This window comes from Proteobacteria bacterium CG1_02_64_396 (assembly GCA_001872725.1).
Classification (GTDB): domain Bacteria; phylum Pseudomonadota; class MNWR01; order CG1-02-64-396; family CG1-02-64-396; genus CG1-02-64-396.
In genome coordinates this window covers 39,016-57,240 of sequence record MNWR01000102.1, presented here as the reverse complement: position 1 = coordinate 57,240, position 18,225 = coordinate 39,016, and the positions used below count along the sequence as shown (strand labels likewise).

Below are 18,225 nucleotides of genomic sequence, written 5' to 3'. Positions count from 1 at the left end.
GGCGGCGCTCCTACCACGTCGCCTGCGCGGGGATGACGCTGCGGGGGGCGGGACGCCATCGCGCCGGGGCGGCGCTCCTACCACGTCGCCTGCGCGGGGATGACGCTGCGGGGGGCGGGACGCCATCGCGCCGGGGCGGCGCTCCTACCACGTCGCCTGCGCGGGGATGACGCTGCGGGGGGCGGGACGCCATCGCGCCGAGGGCGGCGCTCCTACCACGTCGCCTCATGGGCGCCTATTTTTGGTTTTTGCCGAGCGTCGCTGAAAAAGGCAGGAGGCCTTTAATCAACGCTTCCCTAGATTGGCGGCGATGCTCATGTACAAGCGCCGTTTGGTCGCCAGGGAGCGGCCGGCGAAGAGGTCAGTGGTGATGTGGGTGAAGTGTTTGGGTTCGTTCAGCTCGGGGGCGCAGAAAAAACGGTAGGACTCGTGGGCGACGAGGCGGACGTTGCGGTCGTTGTGCTGCAGCTGAAGCGCCTCCCGCAGCGCCCCATCACCGCCTCCATAAGTGCGATCTCTTGCGCCGGGGTGTAGGACTTGCCGACTTCGATCAGGACGCCGGCCATAGGGGCTCCTTGACTTCGCTGTCTTCACCGCAAAGGCGGCAACCGCTCCTGCCACCCCACTGGCATCCGGCTGACCACCCCCTGCCGGGCGCCATGCCAAAAGGCCGAGAGCAGCAAGAGCAAGCCGCCGATGGCCAGCGCCGTGAAGGCAAAGCCGAGGCTGACCACCCCGTAGAGTTTGAGCAGATTCGAAAAGGCGTAGAGCACGTAGCCGAGGGCCGAGACCATCAGGGCGCGGCGGTCGATCAGCAGCGAAACCCAGGCGATGAGCAGGTAGAGCCCCACCACCACCAGCGCCTGCCCCAACGAGGGCTCGCCGCCGTGGGCCGCCACGGTAAAGACCGGGTGGATCATCATCGGCGCAGCCAGAAGGTGGAGCCAAAAGGCGACGTCGGAGCGTCCGGTCTCGCGGACCCGGTCGCTGAAATCCCAGCGCATCGCCAGCACGAACACCCCGACACCAGCGATCAAGACAAGCAGGAGCACCCACTCGCGGATCGCTGGAATCATTTGCAGGAGCGTCCCGATCACCAACACCGACAGCGCCCCCATACCCGCCGCTACCGTGATCGGCACCTTGAAACGGCGCCAGTGCAGCCAAGCCGCCACGCTCGCCAGTCCCCCGGCCAGAATGATGTCGTACCCCTCGTGTCCCTCCAGCAGGGCCAATCCGGTCAGGTAGACGCCGCCCACAAAAACGAGCAGCAGCACGATGGCGGGCAGCGCCATGCGCCGCTTGAGCACAAAAAATTCACTCAGCCCCCAGGCGGTCGCCGCTTGTAGGGTCAGCCCGAGCGCACCGAGCACCTCCGACCCGATCCAGCCGACCGCCAGCAACAGCAGCAGGCAGGCGATGACCACAAAGATGTCGTTGAACCCGCTCAGCAGCCTCACATGCTCCTCGTCGACCGCCACCGTGCGGCGCTGTGCAGCCACATGGGCCCTGAAATCATGAACCGCCTCGGGGGTCAGTACCCCCGCCGCGATGGCGGCATCGAGATCCTCTTCGCTGTACATCGACGACTCCTCAAGGTGCGTTGAATGAATGCCTGTCAGGATACGCCAACCAAGCCGCCTCCACAGGTGTCGGACTGTTGAATCCCCTTGACGCCAGCGGGATACGCGGGAAGGGGGCGCTCCAACAGGTTAAGGAAACGCCGACTCAAGGCATCCTGCCTTGAATCGGCACGCCCGGCAAAAACCAAAAGTAGGCGCCCTGAGGCGGCGATGGTTTTTGCTTCGCTTTTAAAATCGGCAGAGCTTCGGCGATTTAGGTCGCCTTCTACGACAGCGTTATTTTGGCGGCCCATCCCTGGGTCGCTCGGAAGCGCTCATCCATCAGCGCTTCCTTAAGACCTTTCCACCCCCTGCCCCTTCGACTCAATCGTTCCAACCCCATCAACCCAGTCGAGTTTGCTATCGCACCAAACGTTGATGGCGGGGGTGAAGTTGTGGGCGTTGGCCAGGGTGCCGAGGTAGACCATGTTCAAACCGGGAAACTTGTGGTTCTGGTTGAACAAAGGGGTGCCGCATTGGCTGCAGAAGTGTTTGATCCCCCGCTCCCCCACCTTGTACCGACTCAGGTGCTCCTCCCCCATCTCGATTTCGAAACGGGTTTGGGCAACCGCTGCAAAGGTGGAAAAGGGGGCGCCGGTGTGGCTCCGGCAGAAGTTACAGTGGCAGTTCACCACCCGCATCGGCTTCATCTTGAGCAGATAGCGGATTGCGCCGCAGTGGCATTGCCCTTGGTGCTGACTCATGGGGTGCTCCTTCATCGACGGTGGAAATGACCGGTTTGAACAGGGTCTCATTTAAAAGGGGTCGCATCGCCCTTGGTGTCGCTCCCAGGGTTGTTACGGGATTGCCTCGGCCCGCACCACCCGGTCTCTTCCCCCCTCTTTGGCTCGGTAGGTCGCCGCATCAACCGCCTTGAGCAGGGTGTCGCCATCGTGGCCATGGTGGGGGAAGAGGGCCACCCCAAAGGAGGCGGTGACGGGGGGTAAAGGGGTGGCGCCCAGGTTTAATACAAGCCCCCGGATCGCGTGGCGCAGCTTTTCGGCCAATTCAAACGCCCCCTCAAGATCGGTCTCGGGCAGCAACACCAAAAACTCCTCGCCTCCAAAGCGGACCAGGGTGTCGCTGCTCCGTATGGCTGCATGCACCGCCTCGACCGACCGCACCAGCACCAAGTCCCCCGCCGCATGGCCGTAGTCGTCGTTGAAGCGTTTAAAGTGATCCAAATCGAACATCACCAGCGCCAGCGGTCGACCGTAGCGATGGGCTCGGGCCATCTCCCGCTCCAGGTCATCGTCGAGGGCGCGGCGGTTGCGGGCGCCGGTCAGGGGGTCGTGTTCCGATTGATACCGCAGCCTGGCGTTGGCCAGCTCCAGCTCCTCGCTCAACGAGCCGATGAACCGGAACAGACGGCTGGTGGTGCGGGCGTGGCGCAGGCTGATGGGATCGACCGTTTGAGCATCCTCGGCAAGGGTGACCGGCCCCGCCGCCGCCCCCTCTCGCAAGGCGACCACCACCTGGCTGGAGTTGAGCAACTGGGGGGCGCCACCACTGAGCGCAAACTCCCCATAGGTGAAAAACCCGGCGGTTGCAGCCAATGCCTGAAAGGGAAGGATTTCGAACGCGACATCGTTTTGCAGGGTAAATCGGCGGCAAATGCAGGAGTACAGCAGCACCGCCTCGGGGGCAAACCGGGACAATACCGTCAGCACCGCCCGCACCCGCTCGGCGATGGCATCCACATCGAGGTAGCCGAGCCGAGCCTCCTCCCCTTGATGCACATCGGCCACCAACCGCACTGCCCCCCCACGGCTGGAGGAGACCGGGTTGCGGGCCACCGCTTGCTCGCCCCGCTGGATGAGCAGGGGGAATTCGAACAAAAAAAGCTCTTCGTCGCTGGGATCGATCCCCAGGTATTTGCGATAGGCCTCGATGGCGGGGGCGTCGTCGATGGTGCGGATGTCGAACCCCTCAACCCCGGTCAGTTGCATCACCGGGCCGAGGCTTTTCCAACCCATGAAGAGGTGGGTTTCAAGGTGCAGATCGGCGCCCGACAAGGCCACAGCGACGCAGCCCCGGTTGCTGATGCGGGTGCCCAGCAGCAAACCCGGATCGTCGTCCTGGCCCAATATCCCCGCTGCCCCGCCGCCGAACAGGGGCGTGTCGGGCAAAACCTCGCCCAGCCCCAGCGCCACCTGGGCGGCGTCGATTCGGGTCACCGGGGCGAGCAGCAAAACCCCCTTGAGTTCGGGAATGTCGACCAAGGCGGCGCCGATTTGCCTGCCGACCTCCAGTCCCCGATCCCCCTCGATCATCACCCCTTTGAGGTGACTGGAATCGAAAACCAGTGCCGAGACAACCGTCGTTTTAAGCCGCACCAACCCCCGGTCGATCTCCCCCGCCGAGGTCGCCCCGACCACCACCGCCCAAGGCGCAATCTGGGTCGCCACGGCGGCCAGGCCCTCCATCCAAACCCGATCTTGTTGACCCACAAACAGCTGGATCAACACCGCCCCGGCGTCGGTCGGTAGCGACTCGCGCAGCCAAGTCTCAAACCCTTCTAGGGTGGTAACGGTGGTGACGAGGTGTCTCATGGCGACCTTCTTTGGGGGTGGGCCGGTGGCGTGGTGCGGGGGAATTCTGCAACCGAAGAGGCCCCGCCTTGATCCGGGGCGCTTGGATGCAACGCCAAAACCGGGGTCGAGCCTTACGCCCCCCCGGATGGCTCTTTCTTCGCCCTCTTTTGGGCCCTGGGTTTTTTGGGCTTGGGCATGGGCAGCGCGTCGGCGGTGGTGTGAATCAACTGCGCCAGGGTTTCGGCATCGTCGAGCAGGGCATCGATCACCCAGTGGGGCTTGGCCCCCGGATAGGGGGGAGCCTGCTCCACCGCCCCCACCAGCGTCTGCGCGGCGGCGGTCGGCTTGAGGAACACCCGGTCGTCGCAGACCAGCGCCACCACCTTGCCGCCGCAGTAGAGGGCGTACTCCCCAAACATGGCGCGGAAGGTGATCTGCCCAGCGGCCCCCATTTGGTCACACACGTATTGAACAAAAGAGCGGTCGGATGCCATGGCACACCTCGCGTGGATTGAATGCAGGAGGTTCAGTCCCGCAGATTGAACGCCCCAATGGGGTAGCTGCGACCATTCACCACCGCCTCGACCTCGTGCCGTCCGGGGTAGTGTTGGCGGGTGCTCATCGCGGTTAATGCCACGGTTTTGCGCAGGCTCGCCCGCCCCCCCGGCGCCAGGTTCAACCGCTTGATTTTAAACACCTTGGGGGTGGTTCGACCCGATTTTTTCACGAAGTGAATCTTCAGATCGACGAGCAGATCCTGGGGCTGAACGGCGCTCGACACCAGATCGAAGGTGATGGTCACCCCTCCGCCGATGTGGGGCACAGCAGGGTCGATGGTGACCCGCTCCACCACCACATCGGCCTGCTGCCCCGCCCCCAGGGCCGCCAACGCTCCCACTTCCCCCCGCTTGATCGCCGAACGCAGGGCATGGTGGACCAGCCATTGCCGTTCCGGGCTGGCCTCGACGAGCCAACGCCGGGCGGTGGCGGCCAGCAGATCGGGGTGATCCTTGCCGATGTCGTTGAGGTTGTTGGCCACCGAGCGGCGCACGTAGAGGGAGGGATCGTCCTTGAGACGTTCGAGCAGGGCCAGCACCGGAGCCGGGTCGCGCTGAAAATGGGTTAAACGTGGCGCCCAGGGCAAGCGGGGGCGGCTCCCCTCCGATACCAGGCGGCGGACGTGGTGGCTGGGGTCCTGGGTCCAGGTGGTCAGCCGGGCCAGGGTCGCCTCGGGGTGCTGCCGCAAAAACGGGCGGATCGAGAACTCGGCGGTAAAGCGCTGGGTGAGTTCGTACTGCGCCCGCATCGAGGTTTCGAAATCCCCAAGACCGTATTCGGCGACAAAGAAGACGTGGGGCAGGTAGACAAAGGGGGCCATCCCCGCCCCTTCGACGGATTCGATTTTGGGGCCGAGGCTACCGAGCAGAATCTCAACCGCCTCGGGGTAGGGGTCGGGCAAATGGCGGTGCAACGCCCGGGCGATGGCCCAACCCCGCTGAGTGAGCGACAGGTCGTCGTAGCCGTCCAGGGCGTCGACCAGGAAAAGTTCGGTTGCAAAAGAGGGGTGGACCGCCGCAATCATGGCGGCGATGCGGGCGGGGATCTCGGGGCCGTATTGGTTTTTGAGCGGTTCAGCCATGGGAAACCTTGGTTGTGGGGGTTGGGTTCGGGGGCGAAGGACTCACGGGGTGCCCAGAAACGCGGAGGGGGCCACCTCTGGCTGCGAAGCGCGGTGGCGAATGGCGATGGATCGCTCAGGGGGGCATGACGAAGCGGGTTGCCTCTTCAATTGCGCCCCCTTCGACAAACTCAGAATGACCGGAGGAGCCGCGCCCACACAAAACCGCCCCCCTCCCTACCCCGAAGCGGCCCGAATGTAATCCTCCAGCAGCTCCCCCCCCCGACTGTCGAAGCGTTCGGTGAGGGTTTCGAGGGTACCCATCCGGTCCAGGCGAAAGGTGCGCAGCTGTCCGCGCAGCTCGCACCACCCCCCCAAGGTCCAGGAGCCGCCCCAAAAGAAGAGCCCGGCGGGCCAGACGGTGCGGGTGGAGGGGCTTCCGTCGGCGCGGGTGTAGTCGAAGCGGACCTTGCGACTGGCCTCGATGGCGCGGCGCAGGGTGCTCAAAGGGGCGACCATGTTGGTCGGAACATGAAAATCGGGGACCAACATCGCTTGCCTGGTGAGCTGATCCCTACGGGCTTCGGGGATCACCGCCTCGATCTTGAGCAGCGCCCGCTGCGCCGCCTTGCCCATGTCGGCATCGCCCCACCCCTGCACCATCCGCCCCCCGAGCGCCAGGGCGGCCAGCTCCTCGGCGTCGAACATCAACGGCGGAATCTGATACCCACCGCGCATCATGTACCCCACCCCCGCCTCCCCCGAAACCGGCACCCCGGTCAGCGACAGGTCGGCGATGTCACGGTAGATGGTGCGCTCGGAGACCTCCAACGCCTGGGCCAGCTCATGGGCGGTCACCGCCCGGCCACGACCGAGCAGAAGGACAATCTGAAAAAGGCGATCGGCGCGGCGCATGAAACACCTCAGGAAAAATGTAGGCCGGAGGAGCGCGGCGAGGTCCGGCCTACAAAAAAACCTCTGGCCACCGCCCTCCCGCCACCCCGTTGTCAGGATACCCCTCCCCCGCTCGCCCCCACCACATCCCCTGCTGACACCACGCTGTCAGGAGCCCCGGTTCATCCTGTTCGCCTCGTTGTTTTTCCACCTTTATGGAGGCAGTCATGAACACCCTGATCAACTGGTTCGAAATCCCCGTCGCCGACTACGAGCGGGCCACCCGCTTTTACGAGGAGGTCTTTGGCGTCAGCCTGCGGCACGAGGCAATGGGGCCGATGCAGTTCGGCCTCTTCCCCAATGAGGAGCCGGCCACCGGAGGCGCGCTCTGCAAGGCGGAGCATATGCAACCAGGCCCAGGGGGGAGCCTGATCTACCTGAACGGCGGCGACGATCTGGCCACCCCGCTGGGACGGGTCGAGGCGGCGGGGGGGAAGGTGGTCATGCCCAAGACCTTCCTCAGCGAGAAGATCGGCTCGATTGCCATCTTTCAGGACTGCGAAGGCAACCACATCGGCCTGCACAGCATGGGGTAAGGGAAGCGCTGATGGATGAGCGCTTCCGAGCGGCCCAGGGATGGGCCGCCAAAATCAGGAACGTCCGTAGGAGGCGACCTAAGTCGCCGAAGCCCTGCTGATTTTGAACGTGAAGCAAAAACCATCGCCGCCTCAGGGCGCCTACTTTTGGTTTTTGCCAGGCGTGTTGATTCAAGGCAGGAGGCCTTGAATCAGCGTTTCCCAAGGGATTCCAACCGGGGGCAGGGATGCCCCAACATCCACCCTCCACCATTCCATCCCCCAAGGAGCCTGCCATGAAACCGATCCTCAACATCGCCGATGTTGTCCTCGAACCCCGTCCCCCTTTCCTTGCCCCCACCGGCGAGACGGCGCAGCGCTTCGACGCCCAAATCGGGATGATCGGCCCCAAGGTGGGGGCTCAAAAGCTCGGCTACAACATCACCGCTGTCCCCCCCGGTAAACGGGCTTTTCCCTTGCACAACCACCACGTCAACGAAGAGATGTTCTTCGTGTTGCAGGGGTGCGGCGAGGTGCGCATGGGTGAGCAAACCTACCCCATCCGCCAAGGCGACATCGTCGCCTGCCCCCCCGGAGGCCCCGAAACCGCCCATCAAATTCTCAACACCGGCGTGGAGGAGCTGCGCTATCTGGCGGTGAGCACCAAGTTGTCGCCCGAAATTGCCGAATACCCCGATTCGGGCAAGTTCGGGATTCTGGCCAACCTGGGCACCGACCCCGAGGGCAAACCGAGGATGTTCTATCACCTGGGTCGGGAGGGTCAGTCGTTGGGGTATTGGGAGGGGGAGTAACCGGGGGTCGGGTCGGGCTCGCACGGATGAACCCCATATTTTCAACAATGAAATCAGGCACTTATTTCAATAATCAAGGTCTCCATAACCCCAAAGTGGAGGACGATGCCCGTATCGATCCCTCCATGCCCCGCGGGTGTTCCCACAAAGGAGACGGCCATGAAAAACAGACCTTTCGCTGCGATTCCCACCGCGTTGATGACCTGCACGCTGCTGCTGATGGTCTCAGGCGCCTCGGCCTCGGGCTATGGCCCCAAAGAGGTCCCAACGATGCCGATGGCGCAGGGGGGCGAGGGCGGCGGAGCGATCACCCTCCTCTCGCCCAAGCAGGGCGAAACCTTGATGGGGGGCAGCGGCGTCGTGCTGCGCTACGAGGTGACGTTGGGACCCAACGGCAACCACCTGCACGTCTACGTCGACGACCAAAACCCGATCATTACCCACGACGTGACCCGCTGCCCCTGCAAGGTGCCGCTGCCCGACCTGACCCCCGGCAAACACACCGTGGCGGTCAAGGAGGCGACCTCCAGCCACACCCTGACCGGGATCGAAACCTCCGTATCGTTCACCGTGCAGTAGGGGGCCGCCATGCAGAACCTTCTCTATGCCTTGATTCAGGTGATCCATAACTTCGGAGCGGTGGCGATTGTGGGGCTGGCGACCATCGGGGTGTGGCGGGTCCAGGCTTCGATCTCCAGCCATCGGCGCCTGGCGCTGTGGCTGGCAATCGCCTGGGCGGTGCAGGTGGCTGCGGGGGGGGCCTTTGGAGCCACCAGCCTCTACTACTACGGCCACTTCCCCGACATCCACGGCATCGCCGTCGCCGCGCTGGGCATCAAGGTGGTTTGCGCCGGGTTGGGCTTTGCCATCGCCGCCCTGTATTGGTGGCGCCAAGCGGTCGGCCCCCTGGTTCACCCCCGCACGGTTTGGGGGGTATCGCTGGCCCTCGGGGCGACCGCTTTGACGGCGGCGGCATTTTTAAGGTGGTTTTCGTAGGGGCGGTTGTTGCTTGAGGAGTCAACCCACCGGCAGCGCCCGGAAACCGGGCCCCCACACGTGACTGGGAACATGCGTCTTGCGTGTGGGAACCCGGTTTTCGGGCACGCAGCCGTTGGCAACATCGCAGGTAATACAGCGCGGCTCAGCGCCCTCTACAACCCGACGTGATGCACCGGATAGAGCTTGATGTACTGCACCAACCGGGGCACCGAAGCGCGGTTGGGGCGGCTGCCGTGGGGGAGGCCATGGTGCCAGATGACCATGTCGCCCCCCTTGCCGGGGATCGGCTTCGGCCCCAGGGCATGTAAATCCTGCATCTGCGGATCACTCCCCTTGGGCAACGCGGCGAGCCATGCGTCGATGCGGTGATGAAAACCGGGCACACAGGTGAAGGCCCCCTGCTCCGCCTCGGTATCGGTCAGGTAGAGCACCCCTTGCAGCCCGAATGCAAAGGGGATGGTGAAGTAGGCGTCCCAATGCAGGTCGGGACCAGGGAACCGGTAGTCGTGCCGCTCCGGGGGATTGAAGCTGACCCGGTCGGTGGTGACCCAGAGCTTTTCGGTCTGCCACAACTGGGCAAAGGCGCGGTGGATGCGGGGCGATTGCCGATTGGCCTCCAGCGCTGGGTGTTGAAAGAGCTGCACCATGATCTTTTGCTGCGCCACCTTGGGACGGTACCAGCTCTCGACATCATCGGGGCTGGCCCCCAGGTGATCCCACACCGCCTGGGCCGCCGCCGCAGCCCCCCCTGTGGGCACCGCGTTTTTCAGTACGACGTAGCCGTGCGCCTCGAAGTGGGCCAGATCCTCTTGGCTCAAAACCGGTTCGGGGTGGTTGTTCAAGGTCTCAAGGGTCGGACCGACAACCTCGGGATCGAGCACCGCCCGGATTGCCCGGTTGATCCGTTCACGCCGGGCCGGATCGAGTCCGCCATCGCCCTGCTCCAAAATCCAGCGCTCGAAATCCTCGTACGACGCGGCACCGCCATGCAGAAACTGGATCGTCGGCTCCAGACCCAACCCCAATCCGTCGAAAACCAGGTTGTCGAGGAGCCACTCCTCGTCAGCCTTTTCAACGGCAGAACCCTGTACCGTCAGTCGGGTGCGGGCCCACATGCGACGCAGGTGGAGGATGCCCAGGGCACCGAGGTCTCGGGAGGTAACGGCGGCGAGGGCTTCGGGCATGAGGCGCTCCTTTGAATGGCAAACCGGGGCTCGCAGGCAGCGCAAGCCCCGGTCTTTTTTCGTTATTGCTTCAACAACGTCCCCACCGAAACGTGGGGCCAGTCGATACCCAGAAAATTCAGGATCACGGTCTGGCTGTACTGCAATTGCAGCGTCTGACTGCCGTCCTGATTTTGGATCGTTTCAACCCAGAAGATCGATTCCATGCGGGTGGCATTGGCGTTGGTCTGGATGAAGGGGATGTTGACGATACCCCCCACAGGTTCGGTCGAAACCGAGATGACCGTGGTCGAGGTGATGGTCTGCCCTTGGATGGCCTCTTCCAAAATCAGGTTGGGATTGGCGACGGCAGCCCGGGAGATGCCGGGGGGAAGGTTCGGATTGCTGTAGGGATCGAAGTAGCCGAGCGTGGGAATCGTTTTGGGCGGAATGATGATCGGCGTGGTGGAGACCGGCTCGAATACCGGTCCCTCTTGAATCGTGATGGTCGACCCCTGGGCCAGGAGCGAATCGCCGTGGGGGACGCTGGCCTGACGCACCAGGGTGGGGGGTTGATCCGGATCGGTGGTGGCCGGAATGTTGAGCCATAAACCCGGCTCGATGTGCAGCCCTTCGTGGGTCTGGGCATCGTTGACCTGCTGGAGATAGTGCAGCCCCAGGTACGAGATGTCGCTCTGTGCCGAACCCCGATTCGGGATCGGCGCCCCGATGACGGTGAAGCTCAGGCTTTCGGCCGTGGCGTTGAGCTTGAGCCGAAAATCGCTCCCCCCCTCGAAATTGGGCAAGGCGATCAGGTTGAATCCCGAACCGACCCAGGTACCGGGCAATTCGGCCAGGGGGCCAAGCCCCTCTTGAACCTGAACGGACGGGGCTGCTGCGCGGAAGCTTGTGTTCATGGTGCGCTCTCCTTGATATCCCTGCGTGAAACGCGGTCGCACGATGCGACCGCGTATGAAGGCACGACAATCGTCCTATTAAACCCGGGGTATTCGGCGGAAGGTGGGCATGCGGGGGGGGGGCGACCTCCTGTCGACGAGATTCGAACATCCTCCCTACCTTCAGGCAGGAGGCAAGATTAAATGTGCATTTAAACTGTTGCTTTATAAGTTTTTTCATCAAAGACTGAACAATCGATGGATTGAATCTGCAACGCACGGACAGCGAGGCTCTTCATGAATCACACCTTCCCCCCGTTGATCCCCCCCTCGACCCGATCATTCGGGCGCCCCCCCTGGCGCGCCATCCTGTGGTCCGTCATGCCCACCGCCCCACCTGCCTGTCATTGGATTCCTTCGGCAGTTTCCCCCAAAACCAGGATCTACAGGAGAGCCCCATGGATCGCAAGCTTGAGCAACAATTGAGGTTTTTGAGCAGCAGTTACCACTACAAACCCATCCGGACCATCGAGGAATTGCGCGATTACCTGCAAAACGCGGTCACGCTGGAGTTCGCGACCATCCCCGCCTATTCCACCGCCTTGTATTCGATGACCGACCGTTCCTGTAACGCCTTCCGACTGACGGCAAGTGTCGCGATGGAGGAGATGTACCACGTCTACCAAGCGGCCAACCTGCTCGTGGCGGTGGGGGGCATTCCCCGTTTCACCGGCCCCTTCACCCCGGTCTACCCCACCTACATTCCCAACGGGGACCCCAAAACCACCCCCTACATCGGGCTGCGGCAGGCCACCGTCTCGGTCTACCAAGAGGTCTTCATGGGGATCGAAACCCCCGCCACCTTTGAGTCGCCCCCCGAGAACCAAAACATCCAGACCATCGGGCAGTTCTATAAAGCGATTCAGGACGGCATCGAGTACCTGGAGGCGCAGGCTCAGCAGCGGGGAACCACCATATTTGCCGACGCCGAGGGTTACGCTCAGTACCAGGACTACTACTTCGGCAGGGGGGGCGGGCAGATCGTCGAGGTGCGCGATCTTGAATCGGCCAAGCGAGGCATTCGCCAGATCGTGCAACAGGGCGAAGGGGGGGAGCGACCGGGGCATCCCCTGGTCCCGCTGCAACCGTGGGGGAGTTACAACCATTACGGCCAAAGGGTGGACGGGCAGTATGGCCCGATCATCGGCACACCACTGGAGCAGTCCCACTACTTCAAATTCAAGCAGGTCGCCGACGGGGTCGCCCCCCTGCCCGATGTCTACCCCATCGTCGCGGTGCCCAATCTTGACGATTACCAAACCAATCCCCGGGCGCTGGCCCTGGCCGAACGATTCAACGCCCTGTATTCGCTGATGCTGCGTAGCCTCGAACACTCCTTCCAGAAGGGGGAGGGTTTCCATCGCCTGTTCTTCGAACATGTGGTGCCGATCATGCACCAGCATCTGCCCAATCTGGCCGTCCACCTGATGCAGACCCCGATTTGGAAGGAGGGCAGCGGCAACATCGGACCCAACGCCGCCCCCACCTGGCAGTACGACAAACGCTCCCTGAAAGAGCAACTCAAGGGGTTTGAAACGTTGACACATGCGGTCGAGAAGGATCTGCGTAAGGGTAAAAAGGCCCTGCTTCAGCGGGGCGCCGATACCGCCGCAAGCCGCGACCAAGCGCTGTTGCAAACGTTGCAACAGGTCACCGCTCACGTCGCCAGGATCGAAGAGACCAGCACACGCCTGGGACTGCACCTCTGAGCCCAACCCACACAACCACAAAAAGCAAAAAGGACAAGAGGGATAACGACCATGGCTGAAACGACGTATGCGATTTACCCCGCCATCGGGGTGGCCCGGGTGGGCATCAGCGACGATTTCTACATCGGCCCCGAAACGGTGGCCGGTTTACCCATCAATGCCGACGGCACCCCCTTCAAACCTGGGGATTTCCGCGATGCCAATGGGGCGCTCAAACGCCAGGCGGCCCGCTTTCAAATCATGCGCACCGAGAAGGACGGCTCCTGCACCCCGGTTTCGTTGGAAGACAGCGAGATTGCCGAGATCCGATGGACGGTCCATCTGGCCAACAAAAAGCCCATTTGGTACGAGTTTCAAACCAACCTGGGGGAAGACGGCTACGCCTCGAACCACCCGCTGCGTAATGGTGGGATCACCGACCCGACCGCACGGCAGCGGCTCATCGCCGATCCCGGCCCGCGCACCGTTTCAGGAGCCGATCAGAGCGCCGAGTTCGACCGCAACTCGACGCCACATGCCAAACACCGCTTCCCTCCCGAGAACATCAAACCCTTCATCATCGACACCCTGGGGGGACTACGGACCGACAGCGTGGGAAGACTGTTGGTCCTGGGTGGCCATGGCCATGCCGGGGCGATGCCCGGTCACGAGAACATCGACACCTACGCCAACAACGACGGCTGGTTCGACGACACCTCCGATGGTCCGGTGACCGCCACCGTGGTTTTCAAAAATGGCACCACCGTTGAGGCGACCTCCGCCTGGGTCTTGGTGGGTCCACCCTCGTATGCCCCCCAGGTGCTCAACCTGGTCAGCCTGCACGACACCATCTTCGACGTGGCGGTGCGCAAGATGGGCTACCGCCCCGACATGTACGCCGATGGCTTGTGGCGGGATGGCGCAAATGGCTTCAGGCCCAATTTCGCCCGCGACATCAAACCGATTCTGGACCGTGGGCAAACCTACCCCTGGGTGGTGGCGATCCCCCCCAAGCCCCACACCTTCGACATGGGGATGCTGGGCGACCCCGCGCCGGGGATGAACGGCATGCGGCGGCGCATCCTCGACTACATGCGGGCCCCCAACGATGTGAACACCCTGATTGGCGGCGCCACCGGGGGGACGATGATGCCCTACCTGGCGGGCGATTCGAGCATTGGCCCGGTCGACAAAACCCCCTCGAAGTTCCTGCGTTTGACCGACACCCAGTACTTCATGCTGGCGCAGTGGGCCAACGGCTGGTTCGATGACGAAACGCCCCCCTCCCCCCATGCGGGGCAGGCGTTGACTCAAGCAGTCCTCGAAAACTGTGTGGGGGGCGCCTTCTCGCCGGGGATCGAGATGACCTGGGTGTCGCGGTTGACCCAGATCTACGCCTCCCCTTTCCGCATTCGTCCCAAAGCAGAGATCCCCTTCCCCTTAAGCCTGGGTTGGGATCCCCTTCAGGGGCTGGAGCCCGGGGATGTCACCAAATTCATGGCGATCCCCTGGCAGGCCGATTTCAACGAGTGTTCGGCCCAAAACGTCGGCGACCGCACCGTGTGGTGGTGGCCCGCTCAGCGTCCCCTGTTCGTCTACCGCAAACTTGTGCCCAATGCCCAACCCAGGGGTTCGATTTGGGAATCGGTCCAGGCCAAAGAGATCGAACAGGTCCCCTGGATCGGCACCGACTACAACATGAACGCCGCCGATTTCATCCAGTTTTCTCAGGATACCGAGATGGTGGTCAAGTGGATGGATCTGGGCTTTATCTACAACGAAGGGGATGAAACCAGGCCGCTGCTGGTTGAGGTGGCCAGGGCCAATCCCCGATGACCCCCATGGACCGCTTCGATGTGGCGATTGCCGGAAGTGGTCCGGCTGGATGCGCCGCCGCCCTGGCCTTGTTGGGCGGCGGCGCGACTGCGTTGAAGGTTGCACTGATCCATCGCCCCCCCGATCCGGAGCGTTACCGGATCGGGGAATCGGCGACCCCTTCGGTTTCCTCCCTATTGGAACGGCTCGGTTTGCCGGGCGATTTGCGCCCCCTGGGCCACCTGCCCTGCCATGGCAACCGGGCGGTGTGGGGGGGCGGCGCGGTGACCGAGCAGGATTATCTGGTCCACGCGCAGGGGCACGGCTGGCATCTGGACCGGGCCGCCTTCGACCGCTGGTTGCTGGATCAAGCCCGTATGCGCGGCGCCGTGGCGATCGAAGGTGGAGTGACCGAAGTGGGCTCACTGCCCGATGGTGGTTGGGGATTGCGGCTGGAGGGGGGCAGGGTGTTGGCGGCTACGGGGCTGATCGACGCCACCGGGCGGGGCTCGGCCTTGGCGACCCGATTGGGGGCCCAACGTCGTCGCATCGACACATTAACGGCGCTGGCCCAGATTCATCCCGCTCCCGATGGCCACCCCCTGACCCACCTATCGTTGATTGAGTCCCACCCCCTGGGGTGGTGGTACGCCGCTGCCATCCCCGGCAAAAGACTGCTGACCGCCTTCATGTCGGACGCCGATTTGATCCACACCCACCAACTTTCCCACCCCGAAAATCTGGCGGTTTTAATCGATGAAACCGAGGAGTTGCGCCGCATGCTACCAAGTGACAGGGGCTGTGCAGGGGAGGCGGTTCTGGCCTATCCAGCCCACTCCGGGTTTGCTGATCGGGTCTCGGGGCCGGGCTGGATCGCCCTGGGCGATGCCGCCATCGGCATGGATCCCCTGACCTCGTCGGGCATCAACGTTGCCCTGACCGATGGGATCGCCGGGGCTCAAGCGATGCGGCAATGGCTGGAGGGTAGCGATGCGGGATTGCGGGACCATGCCCAGCGGCTGAATGGGGCGGTGGGGCGGTATTTGCACGAGCGGAGCCACTACTACCAACAAGAACGGCGGTGGGCCGGGGAGCCATTTTGGACGCGGCGGGGGATTTCGTTTGCGGGTTAGGGGCTGGGGGTTAAGGAAGCGCCGATTGAATCGGCGCTTCCGAGCGGCCCAGCTCTGCTGTCGTAGGAGGCGACCTAAGTCGCCGAAGCTTTGGGTTTTTGCCAAGCGTCGCTGAAAAAGGCAGAGGGCCTTGAATCGGCGCTTCCCCAGGGATACGCCATCCCCACCGCACCGCTCTGATTCACATGCACCCCTGGCTGACCGCATCCACCAAACCGCCCCTCACCCCCGCACCCACTCCAGCATATGGGGAAACGGCGGCGGCCCCTCGGGGGAGCCGGGAAACACCGTCATCCCCGCCGCCAGCAGGGGGGACAGGCCGATGGGGACCCCCATCTGAAAATTGAAGAGCAACCCCTGCGAGGCGCCGTGGTAGCCGTTGCTGTGGAACACCACTGCGGGATCGATCCCGGCGGCCAAGGCGGCAGCAAAGGACCAGGCAATCGACTCGCTCTCCCCAGACGCCCCATCAGGGTGGGTTTCGCGCACGTTGTCGGTCAGCAGGGGGCGGATGGCGGCGGGAACCACCGCCAGATGGCCCGCCTCGTGGAGCAGATCGCCGGGATGGGCGAGCTTGGGTTCGTCCACCAACAGCGCCCCTGCAAAGATGCGGATACCGGGCAGGAAGGTTTCCCCCAAGGGCTCTTGGCGGACCTCGATGCCGATGCCGCGGATGAAGTCGACGATGGTTTGGGTGGTGGGGTTTTGAAAGGTCGGCATGGGGGGCTCTGGTTGGGTTGCTGTCCTTCAATCGGGGTTGAAGCGCCCCGCCAAAATAGACCGAACTCAGCGTTCCATCGAGGGGGGATCAGGCCTTTCCGCCCCCCGCCTCGTCGCTCAGGGGGGGGCGCTTTTTAGACCAAACAATCATGAACACCCCCAACGCAACAAAGGGCAAACTCAGGTATTGCCCGACGCTGAAGGTCATGCCGCCCGCGTAGGCGGCCTGATGCACCTTGAAAAACTCAAGGCCGATGCGGGCCGAGAACAGCAGGGTCATGAACCAACCGAAGAGCAGTCCGTGGGGGGTGTGTTTGCCCAGGCGGCGGTAGACGGTCAGCAGAATCACCCCGATCAGCAGATAGGCGGTCGCTTCGTAAAGCTGCACCGGATGGCGGGGCAGCCCATCGACCGCCTCGAACACCACCCCCCAACGGCCCGAGGTGGGAATGCCGAGGATTTCGGAGTTGAGGAAGTTGGCGATGCGGATCAAGACGACGCTGAAGGCGGTGGCGACCGCGACCCGGTCGAGCAGCCAGAGGAAGGGGACCTCACCCCGCATGGGGCGGCTGCCCCACCACAGTCCCAAAATCAGCCCGACCGTCCCCCCATGGCTGGCCAGCCCCCCCTCCCAAATGCGCAGGATCGCCAGCGGGTGGCTCAGGTAGTAGTCGGGGTCGTAGAACAGGCAATGGACCAAACGGGCGCCGACGATGGTGCCGACCAGGGCATACAGCAGCAGCCGCTCCACATACTCCGGCGGCACCCCCTCGGCTTTGAAAAACCGCATCAGCATGGTCTGCCCGAGCAAAAACGCCCCGACAAAGAGCAGCCCGTACCAGTGGATGGCGACCGGACCGAAGGAGATGAGGATGGGATCGAACTTCCAGTGCAGCAGCATGGGGTACCCGGTTCGCGGCGACCATCAAAGATCGGGTCGAGGTGGAATAGGAGCGCTCAATCGACCGAGGGAGGATACATCGCCCCGCCAGCGCTTGCAGGGCCGATTGCCTTCAACGCACCCGATGAATGCGCGGGGTTCGGGTCGTGACGATGGGGCAACGGTCGGTTTTCTTGTCGGAGCGGCGCCCTCGCCGCGATATGAAGGGGCAATCCCGTCGTCATCAGCTGCCCTCAAACCCGGCGGGCGGGTGTTTCATCCGCCCCTCCCAAGCATCCACCACCCAGCTCACCCCTCGATCGAGTTGGCCACCTCGATCAGGTTGTCGTCGGGATCGCGGATGTAGAGCGAAAGGATCGGCCCGGTCGCCCCACTTGCGTCGCACCGGCCCCGCTTCCACCGTCAGCCCGAGCGCGTCCCAATGACGGGCGACCTCCTCCGGTGGGGTTGGGGTGATGAAACACAGGTCGGCGCTGCCGGGGGTGGGGCGCGCCGCCTTGGGCTCGAATTCCCCCCCTGCTGGTGCAGGTTGATCTTCTGCCGTCCGAAGGTCAGCGCCTTGCGCCTCGCCCCGAAGGTGGTCACCCCCATCCCCAGCGCCCGGGTGTAAAAGAGGCAGGTGGCCTCGATGTCGGCGACGGTCAGAACCGGGTGGTCGAGATGGTCGTTGGGGGGTAATCCTGCGCTTCCCAAAAGGCCATCTGGCCGCCGTCATCCCCTTGAAAAAACACCCCTCGATCTCGGCGGTGTTCTGCTGCGCGGCGGGGATCCGGCTGCGGGGGGGTCATGAAACAG

Annotated in this window: 18 protein-coding genes; 8 read left to right on the top strand and 10 right to left on the bottom strand. The window is 63.6% G+C overall.

Features of this window, described 5'->3' with window-relative positions; genetic code table 11:
- Window positions 1–590 precede the first annotated feature (590 nt).
- The 6 genes from AUJ55_12180 to AUJ55_12155 form a co-directional block, all read right to left on the bottom strand.
- Window positions 591–1,583 carry a hypothetical protein gene (locus tag AUJ55_12180; protein ID OIO54283.1) on the bottom strand — a complete coding sequence of 331 codons (993 nt, stop codon included), beginning with the start codon at window positions 1,581–1,583 and terminating at the stop codon, window positions 591–593.
- A 332-nt stretch (window positions 1,584–1,915) separates the two neighbouring features.
- Window positions 1,916–2,326, bottom strand: coding sequence for a hypothetical protein (locus AUJ55_12175; protein ID OIO54282.1), 411 nt, complete (start codon window positions 2,324–2,326; stop codon window positions 1,916–1,918).
- 93 nt (window positions 2,327–2,419) lie between these two features.
- Window positions 2,420–4,174, bottom strand: coding sequence for a hypothetical protein (locus AUJ55_12170; GenBank protein ID OIO54281.1), 1,755 nt, complete (start codon window positions 4,172–4,174; stop codon window positions 2,420–2,422).
- Between the two features lie 113 nt (window positions 4,175–4,287).
- Complete coding sequence (locus AUJ55_12165) at window positions 4,288–4,650, bottom strand: hypothetical protein (protein OIO54280.1); 363 nt, start codon at window positions 4,648–4,650, stop codon at window positions 4,288–4,290.
- 32 nt (window positions 4,651–4,682) lie between these two features.
- Window positions 4,683–5,795, bottom strand: a complete 1,113-nt coding sequence (locus tag AUJ55_12160; protein ID OIO54279.1) for a DNA alkylation repair protein — start codon at window positions 5,793–5,795, stop codon at window positions 4,683–4,685.
- Between the two features lie 216 nt (window positions 5,796–6,011).
- Window positions 6,012–6,689, bottom strand: coding sequence for a DNA-binding transcriptional regulator (locus AUJ55_12155; protein OIO54278.1), 678 nt, complete (start codon window positions 6,687–6,689; stop codon window positions 6,012–6,014).
- Between the two features lie 206 nt (window positions 6,690–6,895).
- On the opposite strand from AUJ55_12155, the gene AUJ55_12150 reads away from it, so the two are divergent.
- From AUJ55_12150 to AUJ55_12135, 4 genes are all read left to right on the top strand, one after another.
- On the top strand, window positions 6,896–7,264 hold the full coding sequence (locus tag AUJ55_12150) for a hypothetical protein (GenBank protein OIO54277.1): 369 nt from the start codon (window positions 6,896–6,898) through the stop codon (window positions 7,262–7,264).
- A 275-nt stretch (window positions 7,265–7,539) separates the two neighbouring features.
- Window positions 7,540–8,055 (top strand): cupin, encoded by a 516-nt coding sequence (locus AUJ55_12145; protein ID OIO54276.1) that lies wholly within the window; start codon window positions 7,540–7,542, stop codon window positions 8,053–8,055.
- Between the two features lie 159 nt (window positions 8,056–8,214).
- Entirely contained in the window at window positions 8,215–8,634 is a 420-nt protein-coding gene (locus AUJ55_12140) for a hypothetical protein (protein OIO54275.1), read from the top strand.
- A 9-nt stretch (window positions 8,635–8,643) separates the two neighbouring features.
- Entirely contained in the window at window positions 8,644–9,051 is a 408-nt protein-coding gene (locus AUJ55_12135) for a hypothetical protein (protein OIO54274.1), read from the top strand.
- Window positions 9,052–9,206: 155 nt separating this feature from the next.
- Here the strand turns inward: AUJ55_12135 and AUJ55_12130 are convergent, their stop codons facing one another.
- A complete protein-coding gene (locus tag AUJ55_12130) occupies window positions 9,207–10,238 on the bottom strand; it encodes a hypothetical protein (GenBank protein ID OIO54273.1) in 1,032 nt (343 codons plus the stop codon).
- A gap of 62 nt (window positions 10,239–10,300) precedes the next feature.
- Window positions 10,301–11,134: a hypothetical protein gene (locus AUJ55_12125; GenBank protein ID OIO54272.1), complete on the bottom strand. Its 834-nt coding sequence runs from the start codon at window positions 11,132–11,134 to the stop codon at window positions 10,301–10,303.
- Between the two features lie 437 nt (window positions 11,135–11,571).
- Between AUJ55_12125 and AUJ55_12120 the strand changes: the two genes are divergently transcribed.
- Genes AUJ55_12120 through AUJ55_12110 form a run of 3 tightly spaced genes read left to right on the top strand, consistent with a single transcriptional unit; the run spans window position 11,572 to window position 15,809 of the window.
- A complete protein-coding gene (locus tag AUJ55_12120) occupies window positions 11,572–12,882 on the top strand; it encodes a hypothetical protein (GenBank protein OIO54271.1) in 1,311 nt (436 codons plus the stop codon).
- A gap of 51 nt (window positions 12,883–12,933) precedes the next feature.
- Window positions 12,934–14,697: a hypothetical protein gene (locus AUJ55_12115; protein ID OIO54270.1), complete on the top strand. Its 1,764-nt coding sequence runs from the start codon at window positions 12,934–12,936 to the stop codon at window positions 14,695–14,697.
- Window positions 14,694–15,809: a hypothetical protein gene (locus tag AUJ55_12110; GenBank protein ID OIO54269.1), complete on the top strand. Its 1,116-nt coding sequence runs from the start codon at window positions 14,694–14,696 to the stop codon at window positions 15,807–15,809. Before AUJ55_12115 ends, AUJ55_12110 begins: the two co-directional genes overlap by 4 nt.
- 222 nt (window positions 15,810–16,031) lie before the next feature.
- Here the strand turns inward: AUJ55_12110 and AUJ55_12105 are convergent, their stop codons facing one another.
- Together AUJ55_12105 and AUJ55_12100 are read right to left on the bottom strand one after the other, a co-directional pair.
- Window positions 16,032–16,529, bottom strand: coding sequence for a hypothetical protein (locus AUJ55_12105; GenBank protein OIO54268.1), 498 nt, complete (start codon window positions 16,527–16,529; stop codon window positions 16,032–16,034).
- 88 nt (window positions 16,530–16,617) lie between these two features.
- Window positions 16,618–17,430 (bottom strand): prolipoprotein diacylglyceryl transferase, encoded by an 813-nt coding sequence (locus AUJ55_12100; protein OIO54267.1) that lies wholly within the window; start codon window positions 17,428–17,430, stop codon window positions 16,618–16,620.
- A gap of 421 nt (window positions 17,431–17,851) precedes the next feature.
- Between AUJ55_12100 and AUJ55_12095 the strand changes: the two genes are divergently transcribed.
- Window positions 17,852–18,040: a hypothetical protein gene (locus AUJ55_12095; protein ID OIO54266.1), complete on the top strand. Its 189-nt coding sequence runs from the start codon at window positions 17,852–17,854 to the stop codon at window positions 18,038–18,040.
- The last annotated feature ends 185 nt before the right edge of the window (window positions 18,041–18,225 follow it).

Excerpts from the sequence above, each read along its gene's own strand:
- AUJ55_12180 (OIO54283.1), bottom strand. The coding sequence starts at position 1,583 with ATGTACAGCGAAGAGGATCTCGATGCCGCCATCGCGGCGGGGGTACTG.
- AUJ55_12175 (OIO54282.1), bottom strand. The coding sequence starts at position 2,326 with ATGAGTCAGCACCAAGGGCAATGCCACTGCGGCGCAATCCGCTATCTG.
- AUJ55_12170 (OIO54281.1), bottom strand. The coding sequence starts at position 4,174 with ATGAGACACCTCGTCACCACCGTTACCACCCTAGAAGGGTTTGAGACT.
- AUJ55_12165 (OIO54280.1), bottom strand. The coding sequence starts at position 4,650 with ATGGCATCCGACCGCTCTTTTGTTCAATACGTGTGTGACCAAATGGGG.
- AUJ55_12160 (OIO54279.1), bottom strand. The coding sequence starts at position 5,795 with ATGGCTGAACCGCTCAAAAACCAATACGGCCCCGAGATCCCCGCCCGC.
- AUJ55_12155 (OIO54278.1), bottom strand. The coding sequence starts at position 6,689 with ATGCGCCGCGCCGATCGCCTTTTTCAGATTGTCCTTCTGCTCGGTCGT.
- AUJ55_12150 (OIO54277.1), top strand. The coding sequence starts at position 6,896 with ATGAACACCCTGATCAACTGGTTCGAAATCCCCGTCGCCGACTACGAG.
- AUJ55_12145 (OIO54276.1), top strand. The coding sequence starts at position 7,540 with ATGAAACCGATCCTCAACATCGCCGATGTTGTCCTCGAACCCCGTCCC.
- AUJ55_12140 (OIO54275.1), top strand. The coding sequence starts at position 8,215 with ATGAAAAACAGACCTTTCGCTGCGATTCCCACCGCGTTGATGACCTGC.
- AUJ55_12135 (OIO54274.1), top strand. The coding sequence starts at position 8,644 with ATGCAGAACCTTCTCTATGCCTTGATTCAGGTGATCCATAACTTCGGA.
- AUJ55_12130 (OIO54273.1), bottom strand. The coding sequence starts at position 10,238 with ATGCCCGAAGCCCTCGCCGCCGTTACCTCCCGAGACCTCGGTGCCCTG.
- AUJ55_12125 (OIO54272.1), bottom strand. The coding sequence starts at position 11,134 with ATGAACACAAGCTTCCGCGCAGCAGCCCCGTCCGTTCAGGTTCAAGAG.
- AUJ55_12120 (OIO54271.1), top strand. The coding sequence starts at position 11,572 with ATGGATCGCAAGCTTGAGCAACAATTGAGGTTTTTGAGCAGCAGTTAC.
- AUJ55_12115 (OIO54270.1), top strand. The coding sequence starts at position 12,934 with ATGGCTGAAACGACGTATGCGATTTACCCCGCCATCGGGGTGGCCCGG.
- AUJ55_12110 (OIO54269.1), top strand. The coding sequence starts at position 14,694 with ATGACCCCCATGGACCGCTTCGATGTGGCGATTGCCGGAAGTGGTCCG.
- AUJ55_12105 (OIO54268.1), bottom strand. The coding sequence starts at position 16,529 with ATGCCGACCTTTCAAAACCCCACCACCCAAACCATCGTCGACTTCATC.
- AUJ55_12100 (OIO54267.1), bottom strand. The coding sequence starts at position 17,430 with ATGCTGCTGCACTGGAAGTTCGATCCCATCCTCATCTCCTTCGGTCCG.
- AUJ55_12095 (OIO54266.1), top strand. The coding sequence starts at position 17,852 with ATGACGGGCGACCTCCTCCGGTGGGGTTGGGGTGATGAAACACAGGTC.